The sequence below is a fragment of the Amycolatopsis sp. NPDC051106 genome (assembly GCF_040682775.1).
Classification (GTDB): domain Bacteria; phylum Actinomycetota; class Actinomycetes; order Mycobacteriales; family Pseudonocardiaceae; genus Amycolatopsis.
Window position 1 is genome coordinate 87,488 of the sequence record NZ_JBFBBQ010000020.1, and the last position, 23,616, is coordinate 111,103.

The window sequence follows — 23,616 nt, forward strand, 5'->3', positions numbered from 1 at the left end:
GCTCACGCCGTCACCCGCCGCGCCGACCGCGGATCCGGGTTCGGCACCGCGTCCGACACGCCACCCGTATACCCGCAGACCGGCCACGCACTCCCCCACCACCGACACCCTCACCCCGACACCCGCCGCCGCGCCAACCGTGGATCCGGGTTCGGCACCGCGTCCAGCAGGCTGCGCGTGTACTCGTGCGACGGTGCGCGGAACAGCTCGGCCGCCCCTGCCAGCTCGACGATCTTCCCGGCGCGCATCACCGCGACGCGGTCGGCGATCTGCTGCACCACCGCGAGGTTGTGCGACACGAACACGTACGTCAGGTCCAGCCGCTTCTGCAGGCCCGCCAGCAGGTCCAGCACCTGGGCCTGCACCGACACGTCCAGCGCGCTGGTCGGCTCGTCGAGCACCACCAGCCGCGGCTCGAGCGCCAAGGCCCGCGCGATGGAGATGCGCTGGCGCTGCCCGCCGGAGAACTCGTGCGGGTAGCGGTCCTGCACCTGGGGTGGCAGGCCGACCGCGTCGAGCAGCTCCGCGACGCGGTCGCGCACCCGGGCCCGGCCCCTCCGCCCACGCAGTGCCGCGTCGTGCGTCACCAGCGGCTCGCCCACGATCTCCGTCACGCGCAGGCGCGGGTTCATGCTCGAATACGGGTCCTGCAGCACCACCTGCATCTCGCGCCGCACCTTCCGCAGCCGGCGCGGCGGCAGCGTCGCCAGGTCGGCGCCGTCGAAGCGGACCGTGCCCGCGGTGGGTTCGGCCAGCCGCAGCAGCAGCCGGGTCAGGGTCGTCTTGCCGCTGCCGGACTCCCCCACCACGGCCAGGGTTTCGCCCGCGACGACGTCGAGGTCGACCCCGTCCACCGCGGGCAGCGCGCCGTAGTCCTTGCGCAGCCCGCGGATCTCGACCAGGTTCGTCATACCCGCTCCAGCTTCGGTGTCGCACGCAGCAGCTCGCGCGTGTAGTCCTCCCGCGGTGCCTCGAACAGCGGCACCACTTCGCCGGTCTCCACGACCCGCCCGGCGTTCATGACCACGACCCGGTCGGCGACTTCGGCGACGACGCCCAGGTCGTGGGTGATGAGCAGGATCGCCATGCCGTGGCGCCGCTGCAGGTCCACCAGCAGGTCGAGGATCTGCGCCTGCACGGTGACGTCGAGCGCCGTCGTCGGCTCGTCGGCGATGAGCACCCGCGGCCGGCCGACCAGCGCCATCGCGATCATCACGCGTTGCCGCAGCCCGCCGGAAAGCTGGTGCGGGTACTGGGAAGCCCGGCGCTCGGGGTCCGGGATGCCGGCTTCCCGCAACGCTTCCACGGCCGCCGTGCGCGCCTCGGCCCGGGACGCGCCCCGGTGCTTCCGGACGACTTCGGCGACCTGGGCACCGACCCGCTTCACCGGGTTCAGGCTGGTCATCGGGTCCTGGAACACCATCGCGACGTCGTTCCCGCGAATCCGCCGCAGGTCCTTTTCGGACAGTCGAAGAACGTCCCGCCCGTCCAGCAGGATCTCGCCGCCCGCGTAGACGCACGGCGGTTCGGGGTTGAGCCGCAGGACCGACAGCGCCGTCGCCGTCTTGCCGCTGCCGGACTCCCCGACCAGCGCCAGCGTCTCGCCTTCGGCCACCGTCAGGCTCACGCCGTCGGCGGCGGTCACCGCGCCGGTGTCCACGTGGAACTCGACGCGCAGATCGTTGATCTCCAGCAGGCTCATGAGCGGTACGCCTTCGGGTCCGCGACGTCGCGCAGCACGTCGCCGGTGATGTTGACGGCCAGCGCGGTGAGCATCAGCGCGACCCCGGGGAACACGGCCACCCACCACGAGGTGCCGAGGTACAGCTGGCCGTCGGCGAGCATGCCGCCCCAGGTCACGGTCTGTTTCGGGACACCGAGACCGAGGTAGCTCAGGGACGCCTCCGCCACGATCGCCGCGGCGACGTGCAGCGTGCCGATGGTGGCCAGCGGCGCCATGACGTTGGGCAGCAGGTGGCGCCGCATGATCGTGAGGTCGGTGACGCCGATCGCGCGCGCTTCGGTGACGAACTCCCTGGTGCGCAAGGAAAGCACCTCGGACCGGATGACGCGGGCGTAGGACACCCAGCCGGTGAAGCCGAGCACCAGGACGACGTACCAGAGCCCGGAGCCGAGGAACCCGACGATGGCCAGCGCGAGCAGGATCGCCGGGAACGCGAGCTGGATGTCGGCGATCCGCATGAGGATCCGGTCGAACCAGCCGCCGAGGAACCCGGCGACCAGGCCGATCGCCGCGCCGACGACGCCGGCCAGCAGCGCCGCGCACGCGCCGACGAGCAGCGAGACGCGGGCGCCGTAGCAGAGCCGGGACAGGATGTCGCGGCCCAGCTGGTCGGTGCCGAGCAGGTGCGAAGCGTCGCCCCCGGCGGCCCACGCGGGCGGGTGCAGCCGCACCAGCAGGTCCTGCGCGCCCGGGTCGTAGGGCGCGATCAGCGGCGCGAGCAGGGCGACGAGCACCATCAGGGTCAGCACGGCGAGGGCGACGACGCCGAGCTTGCTGCGCAGCACGGCACGCACCACGTTCGGGCGGGCCACCCGGGCGGCGGGCAGCGCGGTGGCGTTCAAGGCCGTCATGCGGTCACCCTCACCCTCGGGTCCAGCAGCGTGTAGGACAGGTCCACCAGCAGGTTCACCACGACGAACGTGGCGGCGAAGAACAGCACCGCGGCCTGCACGAGCGGGAAGTCGCGGTTCTGGATGGCCTCCACGGTGAGCCGGCCGAGGCCGGGCCAGGAGAACACCTGCTCGGTGAGGATCGCCCCGCCGAGCAGCGAGCCGACCTCCAGCCCGACGACCGTGACCACCGGCAGCGCGGCGTTGCGCAGGCCGTGGGCGAGCACGACGCCGCCGGTGCCGAGGCCTTTCGCGCGGGCGGTGCGGATGTAGTCGGCGCCGAGCACGTCGATCAGCGACGTCCGCAGCAGCCGCGCGATCACCGCGACCGAGTAGACGGCCAGGGTCACCGCGGGCAGCACCAGGTGCTCGAAACCGCCGTAGCCGGAGGCGGGCAGCACCTGCAGCCGGACGGCGAAGACGAGGATCAGCAGGATTCCGACCCAGAACGCCGGGGTCGACTGGCCGACGAGGACCCCGGTCATCACGCCGGTGTCGCCCGCGCGGCCCCGCCGCAGCGCGGCGAACGTGCCGGCCGGGATCGCGATCAGCAGGGCCAGCAGCAGGGCCGCGCCGGCCAGCTCCAGCGTCGCCGGGACGCGGGCGAGCAGCACGTCGGCGACCGGCTGGTCGTAGACGAGCGACGTGCCCAGGTGCAGCCGCGGCAGGCCGCCGAGGTAGTCGAGGTACTGCGTGAGCAGCGGCCGGTCGAGCCCGAGGCTCGCGCGCAGCGTGGACTCCTGCTGGGTGGTCGCGTCCGGCGGCAGGATCAGCTTCACCGGGTCGCCCGAGAGGCGGACCAGGAAGAACGCCGCCGTGGCCACGAAGAACAGCACGATGACGGCGGTCAGCACCTTGCCGGCGACCGTGCGCAGCACGGCGGCCCCGGCCGCCGGGCGGCGGGTGAGGGCGACGGTGCTCACGAGGTCACCTCGGCTTTCGCCATGTTCAGCACGCCCACCACGCCTGGTGTCCACTGTGGACGCGTGTTGACCGCGCAGATGTTGTCGATCTGGTAGAGGAACACGAACGGCGCCTCCTGCTTGAGAAGCCGCTGCAGGCCGGTGAAGGCCCGCTGCCGGTCGGCGGGCACGAGTGACTGCTCCTCGGCGTCGACGAGGCGGTCGGCTTCGGCGTTGTGCCAGCGGCTCTGCCGCCGGTCGTGGCGGACGTTGGACTGGACGAGACTCTCGGCGTCGAGCGTCCAGCCGGTGCTGGCGGCCAGGTAGATCGGGCCGAGGGCGCCGCGGTTGCTGGAGGTGAGCCGGCTGCTGTACGTGCCGGCGTCGACGAGGTCCACGCGGGCCCGGACGCCGACGCGGGCGAGCAGGCCGGAGATCGCCTCGGCGAGGTTGCCGTCGGCGGTCTGCGCGGTGAGCGAAGTGTCGAAACCGTCCGGGAAACCGGCTTCGGCGAGCAGCTGTTTCGCCAGGCCGACGTCGCGGGTGAACGGCGCGATCGACGGGTCGAAGCCGAACGACTCGCGCGGGAACATCGTCGGCACCTCGCGGGCCTTGCCGTCGAGCACCGCCTTGATCAGCAGCGGCACGTCGACGGCGTGGTTGAGCGCCCGGCGGACGCGCACGTCGCGCAGCGGGCCGCTGGTCGTGTCGAGCGAGAGGTACGACGTGCGGATGCCGGGGAAGTTCCGGATGGCGACGCCCTTGTAGCCCTGCAGCTGCAGCGCGGCGTCCGGGGTCAGGTTGGCGACGATGTCCACCTCGTCGCTCTGCAGGGAGGCCAGTGCCGACGACGGGTCGGGCATCGGGAGGAACACCAGCTCGTCGTAGGCCGGCCTGCCGCCCCAGTACGCGGGGTTCGCGCGCATCCGCAGCCGGTGGTCACGCTGGAAGTCGGCGAAGGTGAACGGCCCGGTGCCGACCGGGTGCTTCGCGAATCCGGCGTTGCCGACCTGCTTGAGGTACCCCGGCGGCACGGCGACACCGCCGAACAGCGACACCTTGGCCGGGATGATCGGGTCGGGCTGGGCGCAGCGCAGGTCCACTGTCAGGTCGTCGACGGCCACCGCCTGCTTGACGTAGCGCAGCTCGACGATCGGCGACTTCGTGGCGGGGTCGAGCAGCCGGTTGATGCTGAAGGCGACGGCGTTCGCGTCGCACGGCTCGCCGTTGTGGAACTCGACGCCGGGACGCAGCTTGAAGCGCCAGGTGAGCGGGTCGGGTGAGGACCATTCGAGCGCGAGACCGGGCACGAGCCGGTTGTCCGGTCCGCGGGTGGTGAGCGTGTCGAACATGTTGGTCAGCACGTTCATTGACGTCATGTCGCCCTGCTTCTGCGGGTCGAGCGTCTTGGGGTCCGCTATCTGCGCGACCCGCAGCACGCTGCCGGTCGCGCCGGCGGCGGTGCCGCACGCGGCCAGCAGCCCGGGCAGGGCCAGCGCGGGGAGCGCGAGCCCGCCGAGCCTCAGTGCGTCGCGGCGCGACAGTGGGGACACGGCGCCTCCTTTCCGTCTCACGGAAGAGCGTTCCGTCACATGGAACGCGATTGCGCTAAGCTAGGCGCCGTGACCAACGCTGTCAACGCTTCCCCCGGCTCGCGGGGCGCGGTCGAGAAGGCCCTGGAGGTGCTCGCGACGCTCGCGGGGCCCGGTGGCCCGCACCGGCTGGCCGACCTGGCGCAGGCCTGTGACCTGCCGAAACCGACCGTGCACCGGATGCTGCAGACGTTCACCGAGGCCGGGTACGCCGTGGGCGCGGGCAGCGGGCACTACGCCGTGGGGCCGCGGCTGCTGGGGCTTTCGGCGGCGGCGCTGGTGAGCACGCGGCCGCTGCGGCCGGTGCTGGCCGAGCTGCAGCGGCGGACCGGCCACACGGTGCACTACGCGGTGCGCCACGGCGACCGGGCGGTGTACGTCGAGAAGCTCGAGCCGGAGCAGGCGTACCAGCTCAACACCCGGCCGGGCGGCGAGGTGCCGCTGTACTGCACGGCCGTCGGCCGCGCGATCCTCTCGCGCCTGCCCGAGGCCGACGTGGACGCGGTGCTGCGCGCCCCGCTCGCGGCGCGCACGGCGAAGACGGTGACAGACCCAGCGTCGCTGCGGGCCGAGCTGGCCACGGCGGACCGCGCGGGTTACGTCGTGGACGACGAGCAGTTCGAGGCGCACGTGCGCTGCCTGGGCGCCCCGGTGCTCGACGCCGGCGGCGCGGTGCTGGGCGCGGTGAGCGTGTCCGGGCTGACGTTCACGCTGCAGCCGTCGAGCTTCGCCGTGCTGGGCCCGCTGGTGGCCGAGGCGGCGAACCGGCTCTCGGCGGTGCTCGCCGGGACCCCGCTGCGAGCGGTCGATGCTCGCTGAGCTGCTGGCCCGGGCACGCGACGACCGGGTCTCTTCCGCGGCGGCGTGGGAGGTCGGCACGGCCGACGCCGTGCTCGACCGCGGCGTCCTGGGCACGCGCTGGTGGGACGGGCCGCCGGTCACGGAGGCGAGCCGGTGGGACCTGGCCTCGGTGACCAAGCCGGTGGTGGGCCTGGTCGTGGCCGCCTTGGCCGAGCGCGGCGCGCTGTCCCTCGACGACCCGCTCCCTCGTCACCTGCCGTCGTACGACGGGACCGATAAAGCGTCGATCACCGTGCGACAGCTGCTGACCCACACCTCGGGCCTGCCCGGCGGGACCCCGCTGTGGCGCACCTTCCCGACGCGGACGGACCTGCTGGAAGCGATCCGGACGACCCCGCTGCCGGCCCCGCCCGGCAGCCGGGTGGAGTACTCGTCGCAGGGGTTCATCCTGCTGGGCCTGATCGCCTCGGCGGCTTCGGGGCGGCCGCTGGACCGCCTGGTCGCGGACCTGGTGACGGCCCCGGCGGGGATGCGGGACACGGGGTTCGGCCCGGTGGCGGACGCGGTGGCCACCGAGGACTGCCCGTGGCGCGGCCGGGTCGTGACCGGCGAAGTCCACGACGAGAACGCCGTGGTGCTGGGCGGGATCTGCGGGCACGCGGGCCTCTTCGCGCCGCTGGCGGACGTGGCACGCCTCGGCCGGGTCCTGGCGGCGGGCGCGGCCCCGCTGCTGAAGCCGGAGACGCACGCGGAGATGATCGCCTGCCACACCCGGGGGTTGCGCCGCGGCCTGGCGTGGCAGGGTCTGGACGTCCCCGGCTCGCCCGTCGGCACCGCACTGCGGCCGGATTCCTACGGCCACACCGGGTTCACGGGCACGAGCCTGTGGGTGGAGCCCACCCGCCGCCGCTACTACGTCCTGCTGACGAACCGCGTGCACCCGAGCCGGGCCCAGGACGTCTCGGCGGTCCGCCACGCGTTCCACGACGCCGCGGCGCGCATCGAGTAGGCGCCGGTCCGCGGTGAACTCGCGTCTGACATGGTGGGGTGCCGGGAAAACCGTGGTCGGGGGGAAATCGATGCTCGTCCGCTGGATCGAGGGCGGCGAAGAGCTGACCGCCGAGTGGCGGTCGGAGAACAACGCGCCGCCGCCCGCCGAGATCGTCGTCGGCGACGACGAAATGACCGCCGACGAGGCCTACCGGCTGGCCGTCGAGGGCAAGGCCGTGCTGTGGCGCGGGGACTTCCAGAACGCGCGGCAGCTGCTGAGGGCCGTGGACCGGAGGATCGACCGGGCCGGCAAGCGACGTCCGGCGAAGAGCGCCACCGAGGCGTTCCACCTGCACCGCCAGCGGCAGGCCCGGCAGGCCCAGCTGCTCGGCAAGCTGCTGGTGCCCGTGGACCCGGGGCACGTCGTCCCCCTGCGCCGGGCGCCCGACGTGCGGGAGGCGTGCACGGAGGCCTACGGCCCGGCGGAGGAGCCGTCGGTCGTGTCGTTGCGCGAACTGCTCGGCGTGATCGGCGCGCACGAGTGGCGGCGCAAGGGGGTCGAGGTGCCCGGGCTCGGCGCCCGGATCCACCCGCACTACGGGGTGTTCTCGCCGGCCCGCGGCGAGTACGTCGACCTCGTGGCGGCGGCGCCGCTCCCGTCGAGCCGGCTCGCGTTCGACATCGGGACCGGCTCCGGCGTGCTCGCCGCGGTGCTGCTCGCTCGCGGGGTCGAGTCGGTCGTGGCCACGGACCTCGACCAGCGGGCGCTCGACTGCGCCCAGGACAACCTCGAGCGGCTCGGGTTCGCCGGGCGCGTGCGGTTCGTGCGGACGGACCTGTTCCCACCCGGCGAGGCACCCCTGGTCGTCTGCAACCCGCCGTGGCTGCCGGCCAAGCCGACCTCGCCGATCGAGCACGCGGTGTACGACCCGGGCAGCCGGATGCTGCGGGGCTACCTGGACCGGCTGGGCAAGCACCTCGAGCCCGGCGGCGAGGGGTGGCTGATCCTGTCGGACCTCGCCGAGCACCTCGGGCTGCGGTCCCGCGCCGACCTCCTCGAAGCGATCGACGCGGCCGGGTTGACGGTGGTCGGCAAGACCGACACCCGGCCCCGCCACCCCCGCGCGTCCGATCCGGACGACCCCCTCCACGCCGCACGCGCGGCCGAGGTCACCTCGCTCTGGCGGCTCGCCGTCCACCACTGACCGGACGGGCACGTTCCGCATCGATCGATACAAAAACGGTAGACTGCGGCCATGGAGACCGGGAAACGCCGGGCGGCCGGCCGCCCGCGCGGATTCGACCCCGACGCGGCCCTCGAGCGCGCCCTGCTGGTGTTCTGGGAGCACGGCTACGAGGGGGCCAGCCTGGCCACCCTGACCGAGGCCATGGGCATCTCCACCACCAGCATGTACGCGACCTTCGGGAACAAGGAAGAGCTGTTCCGCAAGGCCCTGGAGCGCTACACCGAAGGCCCGAGCGCCTACGTCGCGCGTGCCCTGGAAGAGCCGACCGCCTTCGACGTCGCCACCGCGATCATCGCGGGCACGATCCGGACGACCACCCGGCCGGCCGGCCCGCACGGATGCCTCGGCGTCCAGGGCGCCTTGGCCACCGGCGACGCCGGCCGTGGCGCCCGCGACCTGCTCGTCGACTGGCGCGACGACGGCTACTCCACCCTCCGCGACCGGTTCGGGCAAGCGGTCGACGACGGTGACCTTCCCCCGGAGGCCGATCCGGCCGTGCTCGCCCGCTACCTCACCGCGCTGGCGTACGGCATCGCCGTGCAAGCGGCGAGCGGCGTCGACCGCGCCGAACTGCAGGAGATGGCCGACGCCGCGCTGCGCGCCTGGCCGCTCACCTGAGCCGTCCGTAATTCTGAATCGATCGCTGCGAAATCTGTTACAGTCGGATTCTGCATCGATCGATGCGAAACTCGGCGAGATCAGCCGGCAGCCGGAAGGACCCCCCATGACCGTCACCCTGATCACCGGAGCCAACAAGGGCATCGGTTTCGAGACGGCGAAACACCTCCTGTCCCTGGGACACACCGTCTACGTCGGAGCCCGTGACGCCGAGCGTGGCGAGAAAGCCGCGGCGGAGCTCGGCGCGCGGTTCGTGCAGCTCGACGTGACCGACGACGCCTCGGTGAGCAGCGCGCTGGCCACGATCGGCGCGGCCGAAGGACGGCTCGACGTCCTGGTCAACAACGCGGGCGTCCTCGGCAGCGAAGCCCTCGACGGCCCCACCGCGCTGCGGGTCTTCGACACCAACGCGGTGGGGATCGTGCGCGTCACCGAAGCGGCGCTTCCCTGGCTGCGCAAGTCGTCGAACCCCACCGTGGTCACGGTTTCCAGCAGCGCCGGATCGTTCTGGGCGGTGACGAACCCCGACCGGCCGGAGTTCGGGCTGCCCCTCGCGCTCTACTCCGCGTCCAAGGCCGCCGCGACCATGCTCACGGTCCAGTACGCCAAGTCCCAGCCCGGCATCAAGTTCAACGCCGTCGAGCCCGGCACCACCGCCACCGACATGACGGCGGCGTTCGGGATCGGGCGTTCCCCGGAAGAGAGCGCCCGGACTGTCGTGCGCCTGGCCACCCTCGGCGCGGACGGCCCCACGGGGACCCTCCAGGACGAAAACGGGGAGCTGGCCTGGTAGTCATCCGCGCCGCAGACCGGCGAGGAGCAGGTCGAGCTGGTACTCGAAGTCCTGCACGCAGTCGCCCGGCTGCGGCAGCTGCAGAAGGCCACCGGCGCCGACGAACTCGTCATCACGACGATCACGCACGCCCACGCCGACCGCGTCCTACGAACTGCTCGCCGAGCACTGGAACCGCTGAGCCTTCGGGTCATGGCAGCGGGATGAGGTAGCGCCCCGTGGTCCCGGCGTCTTCGAGCGCCCCGCCGCGTGCAGCCGCGCGGCCGGCCGTGGTCCGGGGGTCAGTCGCCGAACGCGGCCTGGTGGGCCGCCGCGCAGGTGTGCGGGAGGTCGTCCGGGACGACCACGCTGCCCGTGATCGTCTTCCGCGGCGCGAGCGGGATCGCGCGCACCCGGGTCGAGCGGATCTCCGCCACTTGATCCGCGGGCAGCACCGTCCAGGCCCGCGGATCCGCGCCCACCTCGACGATCGTGTCCTGGACCGTCCCCGCCGGACGGTCCGGACGGCCCGGACGGCCCGGCCGCACCGGGACGCCCGCCTCGCGCAGCACCGCCGGGTCGTGGACGCGCAGGTCGCCGTCGGCCAGCTCGGCCACGCTCACGGCGTCGCGGCCGGCGGCGGGGTGCCGCGCGGACACGACCGCGAACAGCGGCTCGGTCCAGGCCGGCAGCACCCGCACCCCGGGCGCCGCGGCCACGCCCCGGGCCAGCGCCAGGTCGATCTCCCCCTGGCGCAGGGCATTCAGGCGATCGGCCTGCGGCAGGTCGACGAGCACGAAGCCGAACGCCGGGGCCTGCTCCCGCAGCGCGTCGATCCCGCGCTCCAGCCGCGCGGTGGCCCCGGCAGCGGTGCCGATCCGCATGACGCCCGTGGGGCCGGCCGCCGCGCTCCGGACGCGGTCGGCGGCCGCGAGCGCGTCCCGGGCGGCCGCGAGCACCCGGTGCCCGGCCGCGGTCAGCCGGACCCGGCGCGGCGACCGGTCGAACAGCCGCTCCCCCAGCTCGCGCTCCAGCCGGGCGATCTGCCTGCTGACCGCGGGCTGGGCGATGTGCAGCCGCTGCGCGGCCCGGCCGAAGTGCAGCTCGTCGGCGACCGTGACGAAGTACCGCAAGGCCCGTAGTTCCACTGGTTCTCCCCTGGACTGGGACGATGCCTCCAGGTTATCGCTGCGCGTCGCTCCTGGCCCTCGTTCGCGGCGGCCCGCGGTGCTGGACTGGGGGCATGAACCTCGACCTCGGTCTGCTCGGCGCTCACTTGCGCGAGCACGAAGTGACCCCGGAAAGCGCCGCGGAAGTCGAGCGGGCCGGCTACGGCACGCTCTGGCTGGACGCCTCCCCGCCCGCCGATCTCGCCTTCGCCGAGCGGCTGCTCGACGCCACCACGCGGCTGGTCGTCGGCACGAGCGTGGTGAACGTGTGGACCGCCGAAGCGGAGACGGTCGCCGCGTCCTACCACCGGATCGTCGCGAAGCACCCCGGCCGGTTCCTGCTGGGCGTCGGGATCGGGCACCGCGAAGTGCACGCCGAGTACGCCTCGCCGTACGGCACGTTGGTGTCCTATTTGGACGCTCTCGCCGACGCGGGCGTGCCGGCCGACCGGGTCGTGGTGGCCGCCCTCGGGCCGAAGATGCTGCGCCTGGCCCGCGACCGCACCGCCGGTACCGTCCCGTGCCTGGTCACCCCGGACCACACCCGCCGGGCACGCGCGGTCCTCGGCGCGGGCAAACTGGTGCTGCCGGGCCATTTCGCCCTGGTCGAGCCCGACCCGGCACGAGCCCGCGCGATCGCCCGGTCGGCCCCGCCCGGAACCGCGCTGGGCGTCGCCAACTACGCGAGCAACCTCCGTCGCCTGGGCTTCACCGAGGACGACCTCGCCGGCGCGGGCAGCGATCGCCTCGTCGACGCACTCGTCGCCCACGGCGACCCGGCCACCGTCGCGGCGCGGCTGCTGGCCCACCGGGCCGCGGGCGCGGACCACGTCGGCGTCTACCCCCTCGGCGACGACCCGATCGCGACGCTGCGGGCGGTCGCCGAAGCGGTGTTCTCACATCGCGGACACCCGGTTGATCCTCCCACCGGTGTGAAGGTCCTGTAGCCGGCAAGACGCGGTTACCGTCGGGGCATGAAGCCGAGCACATCGCACTGGGGCGCCTTCTCCGCCGAGGTCGACGCCGAAGGACGGCTGCGCGTCGAACCGCATCCGGCCGACCCGGCGCCGTCGCCGTTGCTGGGCAACCTGGGCGCCGCGCTGGACCACCCCACCCGGGTGGCCCGGCCGGCGGTCCGCCGCGGCTGGCTCGAGCACGGCCCCGGCCCGGACTCCCGGCGCGGCCGCGACGAGTTCGTCGAGGTGCCCTGGGACGAGGTGCTCGACCGGCTGGCCGGTGAGCTCGGCCGCGTCCGGGCCGAGCACGGGAACCAGGCGATCTTCGGCGGCTCCTACGGCTGGGCCAGCGCCGGGCGGTTCCACCACGCCCAGAGCCAGCTGCACCGCTTCCTGAACACCCTCGGCGGCTTCACGGCGTCGCGCAACACCTACAGCAACGGGACGTCGTCGGTACTGCTGCCGCACGTCGTCGGCGACACGCACGCGGTGCTGCGGCGGGCGTCGACCTGGCCGACGATCGCCGCGCACACCGAGCTGATCGTCGCGTTCGGCGGCGTGCCGGAGAAGAACGTCTTCGTCACGCCCGGCGGCGTCACGGTCCACGGGACCGCCGGGCACCTCGCGCGGTTCAGCGGCCGCGTCGCGCTCGTCAGCCCGCTGCGCGACGACGTCCCGTCCACAGTGGACTACCGGTGGTACCCGATCCGGCCCGCGGCCGACACCGCGCTGATGCTGGCGCTGGCCCACACGCTCGTCGTCGAAGGCTTGCACGACCAGACGTTCCTCGACCGCTACTGCGTCGGATACCCGGAGTTCGAACGGTACCTGCTCGACGGCCCGAAGGACGCGACGTGGGCCGCCGGCATCACGGGCATCCCGGCCGCCGACATCGTCGCGCTGGCCCGGGAGATGGCGGCCAACCGGACGCTGATCACCGTCACGTGGTCGTTGCAGCGCACCGAACACGGGGAACAGCCGGTGTGGGCGGGCATCGCGCTGGCCGCGATGCTGGGGCAGATCGGCCTGCCGGGCGGCGGGTTCGGCCACGGCTACGGTTCGATGGGCGACGTCGGCGACACCGGGCCCGACCTGAAGATCCCGTCCCTTCCGCAAGGCGTGAACCCGGTGCGCGAGTTCATCCCGGTCGCGCGGATCGCCGATCTGCTGCTGCACCCGGGCGAAACCTACGACTACGACGGCGAAGTCCGCCGCTACCCGGACATCCGGCTCGTGTACTGGGCGGGCGGCAACCCGTTCCACCACCACCAGGACCTCAACCGCCTGCGTCGCGCGTTCACCCGGCCGGACACGGTGGTCGTCCACGAGCCCCACTGGACGGCGACCGCCCGCCACGCCGACATCGTGCTGCCCGCCACGACCGCGCTGGAACGGGAAGATCTCGGCTCCGGCCGCCGGGACACACACCTGATCGCCATGCACCGGATCGCCCCGCCAGCGGGCGAAGCGCGGGACGACTACGCGATCTTCGCCGGCCTGTCGGAGCGTCTCGGCGTCGCCGCGGAATTCACCGAAGGCCGGACGGCCCGGCAGTGGCTCGAACACCTCTACAACGGTTGGCGGGACACACCTTCGTTCGCGGAGTTCTGGGCCGCCGGGGAACTGCGGCTGCCGCCCGGCCGCGAACACCACACGCTGTTCGCGGACTTCCGCGCGGATCCGCACGCCCATCCCCTGCGCACGCCGAGCGGCCGCATCGAGATCACGTCGGCGACCGTCGCGGGGTTCGGGTACCCGGACTGCCCCGGCCACCCGGTCTGGCTGCCGCCGAGCGAGTCCGGCCCGCTGTGGCTGATCGCGAACCAGCCGCACACCCGCCTGCACAGCCAGCTCGACGCCGGTGAGACGAGCCGCGCGGGCAAGGTGGCCGGCCGCGAGCGCATCCGCCTCAACCCGGCCGACGCGGCGGCCCGCGGCATCGCGACCGGCGACGTCGTCCGGGTGTTCAACACCCGCGGCGCGTGCTTGGCGGGCGCGGTCCTCGACGACGCACTCCGGCCCGGCGTGGTCCAGCTCCCCACGGGCGCATGGTTCGACCCGGTGGAGGACCACCCGACCGGCCCGCTGTGCGCACACGGCAACCCGAACGTCCTGACCGCCGACGTGCCGTCCTCCCGGCTGTCGCAGGGCTGCGCGGGCCAGCACGCGGCCGTGGACGTCGAACGCTTCGAGGGCCCGGTCCCGGAAGTGCGGGCCCTGCGTTCACCGATCGTGAAAGAGCCTCGATGACCGTCTTGCAGCCCGTGACGTCCGAAAGCCGGTTGCGCGAAGCGTTCGGGTGCTTCCCGTCCGGCGTCACCGCCGTGTGCGCCCTCATCGACGGCCGTCCCCACGGAATGGCCGCCAGTTCGTTCACGTCGGTCTCGCTGGCCCCGCCCCTGGTGTCGCTCTGCATCCAGCGCTCCTCGTCGACGTGGTCGAGGCTGCGCGCCCGGCACCGCCTCGGCCTGAGTGTCCTGGCGGAGGGCCAGGACGACGCGTGCCTGAAGCTGTCGGCCCGGGACGGCGACCGGTTCCGGGACATCCCCTGGCAGACGGGCCCGGACAGCAGCGTGTTCATCACCGGTTCGAGCGCGTGGCTCGAGTGCTCCCTGGCGGAAGAAGTCCCCGCCGGCGACCACCTGATCGCGTTGCTGCGCATCCACGGGCTGCACACGGCGGAGAACCCGCCCTTGGTGTTCCACGGCAGCCGCTTCCGCCGGCTCGCCGCCGTCTGAGCCGGCCGGTGGGGCACCGGAAACCCCCTGATCCCCCGGCGCCCCACCGATGCGCGCCTCAGTCGCCGACGACCGGGTGCCCGCCTTCGACCACCGTCAGCGGCCCGTGCTTCAGGTCGCTGCCGAGGTAGGTGTGGACCAGCAGGTCGCCGTCGCCGCGGGCGTAGATCTCGAGCGACCGGCGGGACTCGTGGTAGGTCGCCGTCAGCAGGCTCCGCACCGGGGTGCCGCTGACCACCGACCACGCGCCGTGCTGCCCGTTCTGGTCGAGGTAGGAGTGGATCAGCAGGTTCTGCGCGTCGTGCCCGTAGATCTCGACCGCACCGGAGTTCGGGTTGTACACGGGGATCGGGGGTGCGTAGATGTGCCAGTCGCCGACGACCGACCACGGGCCGTGCTTGAGGTCGCTGCCCAGGTACGTGTGGATCAGCAGGTTCTGCGTGTCCTGGCCGTAGATCTCCACCGACCGGCGGTGGTCGTCGTAGACCGCGACCGGACGGCTCGCCAGGTGCCAGTCACCGACGACGTCCCACGGCCCGTACTTCCCGTCGGCGCCGAGGTAACTGTGGACGAGCAGGCCCAAGGTGTCGCGCCCGTAGACCTCGACGGCGCGGGACACGGGGTTGTAGACGACCGAAGGCGAGTCGGTCAGCACCCACTCACCCGCCACCGTCCACGGGCCGTGCTTGAGGTCGGCGCCGAGGTAGGTGTGGACGGGCTTGCCGTCGGTGGCGACGGCGTAGATCTCGACGGCCCGCGTGTTCGGGTTGTAGACCACCGACGGGCGGCCGGTGATGTGCTGAGCGCCGACGACGTCCCAGGGCCCGTACTGCCCGTCGCGGCCGATGTAGGTGTGGATCAGCAGGCCCAGGGTGTCGCGGGCGTAGACCTCGACGGCCCCGGAGTTCGGGTTGTAGACCGAGATCGGCTGGCTCGCGAGCGCCCAGTCGCCGTGGGTGCTCCAGGCACCCGACCGGCCGTCGGGTCCGAGGTAGGTGTGCCCGAGCAGGTTGTCGGTGCCGCGCGCGAACATCTCGACCGACGCCGAGAGCGCGTTGTAGGTGCCCTGGCTGCCCTGGACGGGCGCGAGGCCGGACGCCGGCGCGTCCTGGATCCCCGCCGGGCGGACGATCGTCGGGGTGGCGTTCATGTCCGCGCCCGGCCGGTGCCAGTCGGTGAAGCTGACGATGCCCGGCGGCGGGCCCTGGTTGCCGCCGATCGTCTGCACCAGGCCGTCGTCGCGGACGGCGGTGACGATGTTGACGTGGTCGGCGTAGCCGGCCCCGTTGTAGTTGTAGACGATCGCGTCGCCGACGTGCGGCGTCCCGGTCACCGTGCCGCGGTTCTGCCCGTAGCCGACGACGCTCCCGGCCGCCGGGGTGATCCCGTTCGTGTCGATCCCGGCCCGGTCCCAGACCCACTTGAGGAAGTCCGCGCACCAAGCGCCGGGGTCGCAGCGCCAGCCGTTGCCGTCGCACCCCTTGCCGAGCTGGCCGGAGGCGACCTGGACGACGTCCTGGCCGGTCGCGGCGCTCGCGGGGGCCGCCCCGAGCGGGAGAGCGAGCAGTACCGTCAGCGCGGCCGTGGCCAGCAAAGCGGCCGGCCGGACCCGGCCCGGCGGTTTCGTTCTCATCGCATGACTCCCGTGCCCATCGCGGCGACGAGCGGCGGTTCCGCCCGTCGATCCCGCTCAGCGTCGTGCACCGCTCTGCGAGAAATCTGCGAGCCGGTCTTGAGAAGTCCGCGATCACCGGCAAGGCTACGTTTGGTCCGGTTCGTCCGGTCGCGGATCCTGGGGAGGGGACGGCGTGCGGGTGGGATTGCTCGGTGCGGTCGAAGTGCGGGACGGGGACCGGGCCGTGGTGCTCGGCGGCCCGAAGCCGCGGGCCCTGATCGCCGTCCTGGCGCTGCACGCCGGGCACGCCGTGTCGCTGGAGAGGCTGGTCGACGCGCTGTGGGAGGACAGCCCGGCCGCCGACGTCCGCGGCGCGCTGTACACCTACGTCTCGGGGCTGCGCCGCCTGCTGGGCGACGTCGTCGTCCGCGCCGGCGGCGGCTACCTGCTGGACCTGCCCCCCGAAGCGGTCGACGTCGAGCTGTTCACCCGCACGGTGGCGGAAGCCCGCAGCACCGAAGACCCCGCGGTGACCGCCGAAAAGCTGCGGTCGGCCCTCGCCCTGTGGCGCGGCCGCCCGCTCGACGGCGTCACCGGGAGCTGGGCGGACGCCGAGCGCGCCCGCCTGGAGGAGCTGCGCCTGGTCGCCGTCGAGGAACGGCTCGCCGCCGAGCTGGCGCTGGGCTGGGGCGACCGGCTCGTCGGCGAGGTCACCGCGCTGATCGAGCAGCACCCCCTCCGGGAACGGCTGCACGCCCACCGCGTCACCGCGCTGCACCAGGCGGGCCGCCGCACCGAGGCGCTGGCCCACTACCGCGCCGCGCGGGCCGAGCTGGTCGAGGAGCTCGGGGTCGAACCCGGCCCCGAGCTGCGCGCCGCGCACGAGCGGGTGCTGCAGGCCGACGCGACCTGCGGCGGAACCACCGTCGTGGTGCCGGCCCAGCTGCCGACGGACATCGCGGACTTCACCGGCCGCGGGGACGACGTCCGCGCCCTGGCCGGGCTGCTGTCGGGGCGGACTGGCACAGCCGTTCGCGTGGTCGCGGTGTCCGGCCCGCCCGGGGCGGGCAAGAGCACTCTCGCGCGGCACGTCGCCCACCAGGTCCGTGCCGAGTTCCCCGGCGGGCAGCTGTACGCCCACCTGGCCGGCACGCGACCGGCCGCCACGGATCCCGCGGACGTCCTCGCGGCGTTCCTGCGGGCGCTCGGGGTCCCGGAGGCGGCCATCCCGGCGGGACTGGACGACCGGATCGCCCGCTACCGCTCCGAGCTGGCCGGGCGCCGGGTGCTGGTGGTGCTCGACGACGCCGCCGGCGAACAGCAGGTCCGGCCGCTGCTGCCCGGCGGCCGGGGGTGCGCGGTCCTGGTCACCAGCAGGCAGCGGATGGGCGCGCTGGAAGGCGCCCACCAGCGTGAGCTCGGCGTGCTGTCCGAAGAGGAGGCGGTGCGGCTGCTCGACGCGGTGGTCGGCGGCGGGCGGTCCGGCCGGGAACCGGTGGTGGCGGCCGAGATCGCCCGCCTCTGCGGCCGTCTGCCGCTCGCCGTGCGGATCGCCGGGGCCCGGCTGGCGGCGCGCCCGCAGTGGCCGCTGGCGCAGCTGGCCCGGCGCCTCCGGTCGGAACGCACGGTGCTGAGCGAGCTGCGCGTCGGCGACCTCGAAGTGCGGGGCAGCCTGGCGCTGAGTTATGCCGGGCTGTCCGGGCCCGCCCGGACGGCGCTGCGCCGGCTCGGGTACCTGGAGCTGTCCTCGTTCGCTTCGTGGCTGCTGGCGCCGCTGCTCGGATGTTCGTCCGCCGTGGCCGAGGACGTCGTCGAGCATCTGGTGGACAGCCGCCTCGCGGACGCCTCGGGCGACCGTTACACGCTGCACGACCTCACCCGCGCCTTCGGCCGGGAACGCGCCGAGGCCGAGGAAACCCGCGCAGAGCTCGAGTCCGCGGTGACGCGCGCCGCCGGCGAATACCTGGCGCTGATGGAACACGCGGCCCTCCGGATGCCCGGCGCCGCCGAGGTGATCGCCGCCGAATCGGTGTCCACATTGGACGATTCGCTGGTCGCGGACCTCCTCGCGGAACCGGAACGGTGGTTCGAAGCCGAGCAGACCGGCTTGGTCGCCGTCGTCGAACGGGCGGCCGCGCTGGACCTGAGCGCGCTCGCCTCCCGGCTGGCCGCGGCGCTCACCTCGTCGTCGTTCGCTCTCACCAACCAGTTCAGCCTCTGGTGGCGCACGCACCAGGCGGCGCTGGCGGCCGCGGAGCGCACCGGCGACCGGGCGGCGGAAGCCCGGCTGCTCGGCGGGCTCGGGTGGCTGCGCTACGAACAGGACCGCCTCGACGAGTCGGCCGACTACTACGGGCGCGCCCTCGCCTGCTGGGTCACGGCGGGCGACCTCCCGCAGCAGGCGCGGACCCGGCTCGAACTCAGCCGCGTCCACCGCGAACGCGGCGACCTCGCGGACGCGATCACGCTGCTCGACGAAACCATCCCGGTGCTGCGCGTGATGGACGACCCGGTGCTGCTCGCCCGGGCCCACCACACCGCGGCGCTGACACACACCGAACGCGGCGACCTCCCGGCCGCCTGGAGCGCCGGTGACCGGGCGCGGCGGATCTACGAGGAGCAGGGCGACGACCACGGCGTCGCGCTCGTGCTGCGGTCGCTCAGCCTGGTCCGGCGGGCGGAGCGCGACTGGGACGCGGCGATCGGCCTGTGCGAGCGCGCGCTCGGCGTGCTCCACCGGATCGGTGACCGGCTGATGATCGCCTACACCACCCAGGCGCTGGCGAAGGCCCGCCTGCGCCGGGGGGACGTCAGCACGGGCCCGGCCCTGCGCGACGGCCTGGCCGTCTGCAACGAGATGCAGGACAGCTTCGGGCAGGCCCTCATCACCCGGACCCTCGGCGAGCTGGAGCTCGCGCAGGGACGCCCGGCCGCGGCGAAGGAGCTCCTCGAGCACGCGTTGCACTGGTGGGACGCCCTGAGCCTGCCGCTGTGGCGGGCGCGGACCCTGCGCGACCTGTCCGTGGCCCACGCGGCGGCCGGCGACCCGGCCGCGGCCGACGCGGCCTGGGCGGAGGCGTCGGCCATCTTCGAGCGTCACGGCAGCCGCGAGGCAGCCGAGCCGCGGCCGCCCGTGGTGCCGTCTCAAACCCGGCTCACAGGTTCTCCGGAGACCCGCGCCGCACGCTGACCACCATGACCAGACCCCACGCCCGGCGACGCCTCTTCACGATCGCCGTCACGTTGTTCGCGGCCCAGTTCGCCGGCGGCATCGCCCAGGCGGCGCCCCCGCCACCGGACGCCCCCGCGGTGATCGCCGACGCCGCGCGGGACGGCGAGACGGCACCGGTCGCCATCGCGGCCGGCAGCCAGGAGGACTTCATCAACGCCGCCGGGCCCGCCGCCCAGCGCGGGCAGTCCGAGTACGGCGTGCCCGCGTCGGTCACGGTGGCGCAGGCCATCCAGGAATCCGCCTGGGGCACCGCGGCGCCGAACAACAACCACTTCGGCATCAAGTGCTCGGGCGGCGTCCCCGGCCCGATCGCGACCGGCTGCGCGCGGCTCAAGACGTTCGAGTGCAACCCGGACGGCACCTGCTACGAGACCTACGCCGACTTCCGGACGTACGCGTCCATGGAGGACTCGTTCCGCGACCACGGCCGGTTCCTGCGTGAGAACTCGCGCTACGCCAACGCCTTCACCTTCACCGGCGACCCGGACCAGTTCATCCGCGAGGTCCACCGGGCCGGCTACGCCACCGACGTCAACTACTCGACCACGATCATCAACCTGATGGTCACGCACAACCTCTACCGCTTCAACACGGTCGCGAGCCTCGCGCCCACCCCGGGTGGCCAGGGCACCTTCAACGGGCTGACGGCGTCGGTGGAGATGTTCACCCGCGACACCGACGGCCTGCTCGCGCACACCTACCTGGGCCCGGACGGCCGGTCGGGTGCGTGGAGCACCCACGGCGACTGGCACATCGTGGGCAAGCCCGTGTCGGTGTACAACCCCAACTCCGGCTCCGTCGAGGTCTACGCCCGTGACACGAAGGACCTGCTGATCCACACCTACCTCGGGCGCGACGGCCGGTACGGCCCGTGGGACGTCGTCGGCGACTGGCACATCACCACGCCGCCGGCCGCGACCTACAACCCCCGCAGCCGCGCGGTGGAGGTCTACGGCCGGGACGTCAGCGGCCTGCTCGTCCACACCTACCTCGGCAGCGACCTCAAGCACGGCCCGTGGTCGGTGGTGGGCGACCGGCACTTCGAAGGAACGCCCTCGGCGGTGTACAACCCGGTCTCGGACGCGGTCGACGTCTACGCCCGCGAAACGACGACCGGCCTGCTCATCCACACCTACCTGGGCAACGACGGGCAGCACGGCCCGTGGAGCGCGGTCGGCGACCGGCACATCACCGACGACCCCGCCGCGGTCTTCGACGACCTGCGCCGGTCCGTCGAGGTCTACGCCCGGGAGACGACCGGGCTGCTCGTCCACACCTACCTCGGCAGCGACCTGCGGCACGGGCCGTGGAGCGCGGTCGGCGACTGGCACGTCACGGGCACCCCGGCCGCGGCGTACAACCCGGGTTCGGGCGCGGTCGAGGTCTACGGCCGCGACGTGAACGGCTTGCTGATCCACAACTACCTCGACCGCGACGGCCGGACGGGCACGTGGTCGGTCATCGGCGACTGGCACATCACGGGTACTCCGACCGCGGTCCTCCACCAGTCCCGGCGATCGATCGAGGTCTACGCCCGCGACACGCTGGGTTTGCTGATCCACACGTACCTGGGCGCGGACCTCCAGCACGGCCCGTGGTCGCTGATCGACGGCGAGCACCACATCACCGACTGAGGGTCACCCGTTCTCGGCGCGGTGCCGGTTTCGACCGGCACCGCGCCGAGGCCGTTGTGCCGCGGCCTCGGCCAGGCAGTGCCGGATGTCTTCGAGGTGGTGCGTGACCTCGTGAGCGGCTTGGCGCACCAGCCAGCGGGCCGTGCGGTGTTCGCCCGGGAGGCGGGTCACCGAGCGTTCGAGGTCCGGCGGAGTCAAGCGCTCGATCTCTTCGCCGAGTCCGGCAGCGCAGGCCGCCAGTTCCTCACGCACTCCGTCGAGGGAGCGTTCGTTGTAGCGGAAACGCCGTGCCCGCAGGTCGTTGAGCATCGGGTCGAGGGCGGGCCGGTCCTCGGTCCGGGCCCGGTGCACCCGGATCGTGTAGGTGACACAGACATCGCGCAGGTGGACGAGGTACTCCAGCGCCGACCAGTGTCCCGGCCGCGGGCGGCGCCGGAGGTCCGGCGGGGGCGCGTCCCCGAGCACGGAGTCCAGCGCGCCGGGCAGGGACGCGATGATCGCGGCGGCCGTCTCGATCGTGAGCGTGGGATAGGAAAGTCCGCACTCGGCGCAGCCGTGGTCCTCCCCCGCCAGTGGCGGAATGGCTTTCGACTGGTCGCCGGGCACGGCCGCCATCGTCGCCGACCCACGCACCGGAGGGCAACCGCGCCGGCAGGAAGCCTTGCCGAACCGTGGCCGGGGCGGGCGGGGAACCGCCCGCCCCGGGTGTTCACCGGATCAGCGCCGGCAGGGGTTGCCCGCCGGGTGCGCCGCACTGCCGTGCACGTCGGCCTGGGACTCCGCCAGCACGATCTTCGCCAGCGCCGTGTCCAGCGCCACCGCCTGCTGCTTCACGACGCCGCCCGAGACGGTCTGGCCGTTCAGCTTCAGCGAGCCGATGACCAGCGGGATGGTCAGCGGCGCCGAGCCGACCGTGACCGCGACGCCGTTGATCTTCAGCGAGGCGACGTTCGAGCTGCCCGTCAGCACCGGGGCGAGCCCGCCCGTGGCCGGCTGGCAGGTCGCCGCCGCCTGGGACTGGATCACGCCCAGCTCGATCGTGAGCCCGATCGTGCTGATCACCGTCTTGTCGATCTTGGCCGACGCCCGCGCCTGGTCACCGGCCGCCGGGGCCGCGGACTGGTTGTCCGGGGTCAGGTCGGTCGACGAGGTCAGCGCGTGGGTCTGCACCTTGATCAGGCCGGCGTTGAGCGTCGCGTCGAGGACGGTCTTGCTGTCGTCGGCGCAGGGCAGGTTCTGCGGGTTCGCCACGGCGGCGGTGATGCCGAGGACGTTCGCCGCGGTGCCGGTGCAGGAGAAGGCGCCGTCGCGGTCGTCGTCGACGATCGTGCCGACACCCGTCGGGTCCACCAGGCCGGCGCCGGCCGGGGCGGAGAGGTTCACGGTGAACGTCTCGTCCGGCTCGTCGACGGTGTCCGGGTTGACCAGCACGGTCACCGGTTTGGCCGTCTCACCGGGCGCGAAGGTGACGTCGCCGCTGACGGCGGCGTAGTCGGCCGGTGCGGTGGCGCTGCCGTTCGCGGTGGCGTAGTGCACGGTCACCGGGTTCGGGCTGGTCCCGCCGAGCAGGGACACGGTGAACGTGGCCGGCACCGGCGCGCCGCCGGAGCCTTCGGCGACCGTGACGTCGTTGACGGCCAAGCCGAGCACGCGCACGGTCGTCGTCTCGACGAAGCCGCGGGACACGCCGTCGACCAGGTAGTCGACCGAGCAGTGGTAGGTGCCCGGAGCGGCATCGGCCGCGGCGGCGATCGTCTCGGTGAACGTCGCGACGTCGCCGCTGGTCACCTTGACGCTCGCCGGGGCGTTGGTGAGCGTCAGCTGCGGGTCGCAGCTGGTGACGTGCGGGGTCACCGTCACCTCGATGGACTTGATGCCGTCCAGGATGGCCTGGGACACCTGGTTCGAGGGCACGTTGTTGAGCAGCACACCGCCGGTGGCTTCGGTGATGGCCGTGGCCTGGCCGGTGGCGTCGAGCGCGCCGACGTTGACCGCGACGACCCGGATGTTCGCCGCCTTGAGCGCGGCGATCGTGTCGGCCAGGGTGTGGCCGCCGCTGGGGTCGTGCGACGGCGCGTCGCCGAACCAGGCGACGATGCGGGTCCCGTCCGGGCGGAACGAGACGGCGCCGGTGGCCAGTTCGTAGAGGGCGTTGAGGTCGGCTTCGGGGCCGTCGCCCCCGCCGCCCGCGGCCCACTGGTTGATGCCCGCCTGAACCGCGCCGGTGTCCGCGGTGATGGCCTGGTTGACCTTGAACGGCACGGAGTCGCTGAAATCCTTGTACTCCGCGACGCCGAACTGCGCGGTCGGCTGCGCGGCGAGCACGTCCCCGGTGATGGCGTTGGCGTTGGTGCGCACGTTGGTGATGGCGCCGCCCATGCTGCCGGTGGTGTCGGCGAGCAGGACGAGGTCGGGGTTCGGCGGGACGGCGGAGGTGGTGACGTGCTTGGTGACGGTGGTGCTCTGCCCGGCGGCGAGCGTGAGGTCGACGGTGGCCGGGTCGACGCCCGGCGGTGCCGCGGCCGCCACCGCGGCCGGGGCCAGCAGCGCGGCGGTCGCGGTGAGGGCGACGAAAACTGATCTTCGTGACATGGATTTCCCTTTCGAGCACCGGCGGACGGCCGGATTCGGTACGGGGTTGCCTGGGAAAGACGAATTGGGCGGGAATTCGTTAGCAGGGTCCGCGAACGTCACCCGGAGCGCCCTGTGTCAAGGC

At 73.3% G+C, this 23,616-nt stretch carries 20 protein-coding genes; 10 read left to right on the forward strand and 10 right to left on the reverse strand.

Translation table 11 applies throughout. The features are described from left to right. Nucleotides 1-110 precede the first annotated feature (110 nt). The 5 genes from AB0M83_RS17980 to AB0M83_RS18000 are packed head-to-tail and all read right to left on the reverse strand — an operon-like array spanning nt 111 to nt 5,089. On the reverse strand, nt 111-911 hold the full coding sequence (locus AB0M83_RS17980; protein ID WP_364518294.1) for an ATP-binding cassette domain-containing protein: 801 nt from the start codon (nt 909-911) through the stop codon (nt 111-113). Continuing rightward, nucleotides 908-1,702, reverse strand: a complete 795-nt coding sequence (locus AB0M83_RS17985) for an ABC transporter ATP-binding protein (RefSeq protein ID WP_364518296.1) — start codon at nt 1,700-1,702, stop codon at nt 908-910. Before AB0M83_RS17985 ends, AB0M83_RS17980 begins: the two co-directional genes overlap by 4 nt. Then, nucleotides 1,699-2,595 (reverse strand): ABC transporter permease, encoded by an 897-nt coding sequence (locus tag AB0M83_RS17990; RefSeq protein WP_364518298.1) that lies wholly within the window; start codon nt 2,593-2,595, stop codon nt 1,699-1,701. Before AB0M83_RS17990 ends, AB0M83_RS17985 begins: the two co-directional genes overlap by 4 nt. After that, nucleotides 2,592-3,557 (reverse strand): ABC transporter permease, encoded by a 966-nt coding sequence (locus AB0M83_RS17995; RefSeq protein WP_364518300.1) that lies wholly within the window; start codon nt 3,555-3,557, stop codon nt 2,592-2,594. Before AB0M83_RS17995 ends, AB0M83_RS17990 begins: the two co-directional genes overlap by 4 nt. Next, nucleotides 3,554-5,089 carry an ABC transporter substrate-binding protein gene (locus tag AB0M83_RS18000; protein WP_364518302.1) on the reverse strand — a complete coding sequence of 512 codons (1,536 nt, stop codon included), beginning with the start codon at nt 5,087-5,089 and terminating at the stop codon, nt 3,554-3,556. Before AB0M83_RS18000 ends, AB0M83_RS17995 begins: the two co-directional genes overlap by 4 nt. A gap of 69 nt (nt 5,090-5,158) precedes the next feature. On the opposite strand from AB0M83_RS18000, the gene AB0M83_RS18005 reads away from it, so the two are divergent. The 5 genes from AB0M83_RS18005 (at nt 5,159) to AB0M83_RS18025 (ending at nt 9,577) form a co-directional block, all read left to right on the forward strand. Then, nucleotides 5,159-5,947 carry an IclR family transcriptional regulator gene (locus AB0M83_RS18005; RefSeq protein ID WP_364518304.1) on the forward strand — a complete coding sequence of 263 codons (789 nt, stop codon included), beginning with the start codon at nt 5,159-5,161 and terminating at the stop codon, nt 5,945-5,947. Beyond that, entirely contained in the window at nt 5,937-6,938 is a 1,002-nt protein-coding gene (locus tag AB0M83_RS18010) for a serine hydrolase domain-containing protein (protein ID WP_364518306.1), read from the forward strand. Before AB0M83_RS18005 ends, AB0M83_RS18010 begins: the two co-directional genes overlap by 11 nt. 70 nt (nt 6,939-7,008) lie before the next feature. Continuing rightward, nucleotides 7,009-8,124 carry a class I SAM-dependent methyltransferase gene (locus tag AB0M83_RS18015; RefSeq protein WP_364518308.1) on the forward strand — a complete coding sequence of 372 codons (1,116 nt, stop codon included), beginning with the start codon at nt 7,009-7,011 and terminating at the stop codon, nt 8,122-8,124. 51 nt (nt 8,125-8,175) lie between these two features. Then, nucleotides 8,176-8,784: a TetR/AcrR family transcriptional regulator gene (locus tag AB0M83_RS18020; RefSeq protein WP_364518310.1), complete on the forward strand. Its 609-nt coding sequence runs from the start codon at nt 8,176-8,178 to the stop codon at nt 8,782-8,784. A 106-nt stretch (nt 8,785-8,890) separates the two neighbouring features. Continuing rightward, nucleotides 8,891-9,577, forward strand: coding sequence for an SDR family NAD(P)-dependent oxidoreductase (locus AB0M83_RS18025; protein WP_364518312.1), 687 nt, complete (start codon nt 8,891-8,893; stop codon nt 9,575-9,577). Here AB0M83_RS18025 and AB0M83_RS18030 read toward each other — a convergent pair whose 3' ends face one another. Together AB0M83_RS18030 and AB0M83_RS18035 are read right to left on the reverse strand one after the other, a co-directional pair. Next, nucleotides 9,578-9,712 carry a hypothetical protein gene (locus tag AB0M83_RS18030; protein WP_364518314.1) on the reverse strand — a complete coding sequence of 45 codons (135 nt, stop codon included), beginning with the start codon at nt 9,710-9,712 and terminating at the stop codon, nt 9,578-9,580. It lies immediately after the preceding gene. A 146-nt stretch (nt 9,713-9,858) separates the two neighbouring features. Then, nucleotides 9,859-10,704 (reverse strand): LysR family transcriptional regulator, encoded by an 846-nt coding sequence (locus tag AB0M83_RS18035; RefSeq protein WP_364518316.1) that lies wholly within the window; start codon nt 10,702-10,704, stop codon nt 9,859-9,861. Nucleotides 10,705-10,799: 95 nt separating this feature from the next. Between AB0M83_RS18035 and AB0M83_RS18040 the strand changes: the two genes are divergently transcribed. The 3 genes from AB0M83_RS18040 to AB0M83_RS18050 are packed head-to-tail and all read left to right on the forward strand — an operon-like array spanning nt 10,800 to nt 14,419. After that, nucleotides 10,800-11,672: a TIGR03620 family F420-dependent LLM class oxidoreductase gene (locus AB0M83_RS18040; protein WP_364518318.1), complete on the forward strand. Its 873-nt coding sequence runs from the start codon at nt 10,800-10,802 to the stop codon at nt 11,670-11,672. A 27-nt stretch (nt 11,673-11,699) separates the two neighbouring features. Next, entirely contained in the window at nt 11,700-13,931 is a 2,232-nt protein-coding gene (locus AB0M83_RS18045; RefSeq protein ID WP_364518320.1) for a molybdopterin-dependent oxidoreductase, read from the forward strand. Beyond that, on the forward strand, nt 13,928-14,419 hold the full coding sequence (locus AB0M83_RS18050) for a flavin reductase family protein (protein WP_364518322.1): 492 nt from the start codon (nt 13,928-13,930) through the stop codon (nt 14,417-14,419). Before AB0M83_RS18045 ends, AB0M83_RS18050 begins: the two co-directional genes overlap by 4 nt. 58 nt (nt 14,420-14,477) lie before the next feature. Here the strand turns inward: AB0M83_RS18050 and AB0M83_RS18055 are convergent, their stop codons facing one another. Next, a complete protein-coding gene (locus AB0M83_RS18055; protein WP_364518324.1) occupies nt 14,478-16,052 on the reverse strand; it encodes a CHAP domain-containing protein in 1,575 nt (524 codons plus the stop codon). Nucleotides 16,053-16,227: 175 nt separating this feature from the next. On the opposite strand from AB0M83_RS18055, the gene AB0M83_RS18060 reads away from it, so the two are divergent. Together AB0M83_RS18060 and AB0M83_RS18065 are read left to right on the forward strand one after the other, a co-directional pair. Beyond that, nucleotides 16,228-19,224, forward strand: a complete 2,997-nt coding sequence (locus AB0M83_RS18060) for a BTAD domain-containing putative transcriptional regulator (protein ID WP_364518326.1) — start codon at nt 16,228-16,230, stop codon at nt 19,222-19,224. A gap of 5 nt (nt 19,225-19,229) precedes the next feature. Next, nucleotides 19,230-20,900: a glucosaminidase domain-containing protein gene (locus AB0M83_RS18065; RefSeq protein ID WP_364518328.1), complete on the forward strand. Its 1,671-nt coding sequence runs from the start codon at nt 19,230-19,232 to the stop codon at nt 20,898-20,900. 3 nt (nt 20,901-20,903) lie between these two features. Here AB0M83_RS18065 and AB0M83_RS18070 read toward each other — a convergent pair whose 3' ends face one another. Continuing rightward, nucleotides 20,904-21,506 (reverse strand): DinB family protein, encoded by a 603-nt coding sequence (locus tag AB0M83_RS18070; RefSeq protein WP_364518330.1) that lies wholly within the window; start codon nt 21,504-21,506, stop codon nt 20,904-20,906. 111 nt (nt 21,507-21,617) lie between these two features. Then, nucleotides 21,618-23,492 (reverse strand): Calx-beta domain-containing protein, encoded by a 1,875-nt coding sequence (locus AB0M83_RS18075; RefSeq protein WP_364518332.1) that lies wholly within the window; start codon nt 23,490-23,492, stop codon nt 21,618-21,620. Nucleotides 23,493-23,616 lie beyond the last annotated feature (124 nt).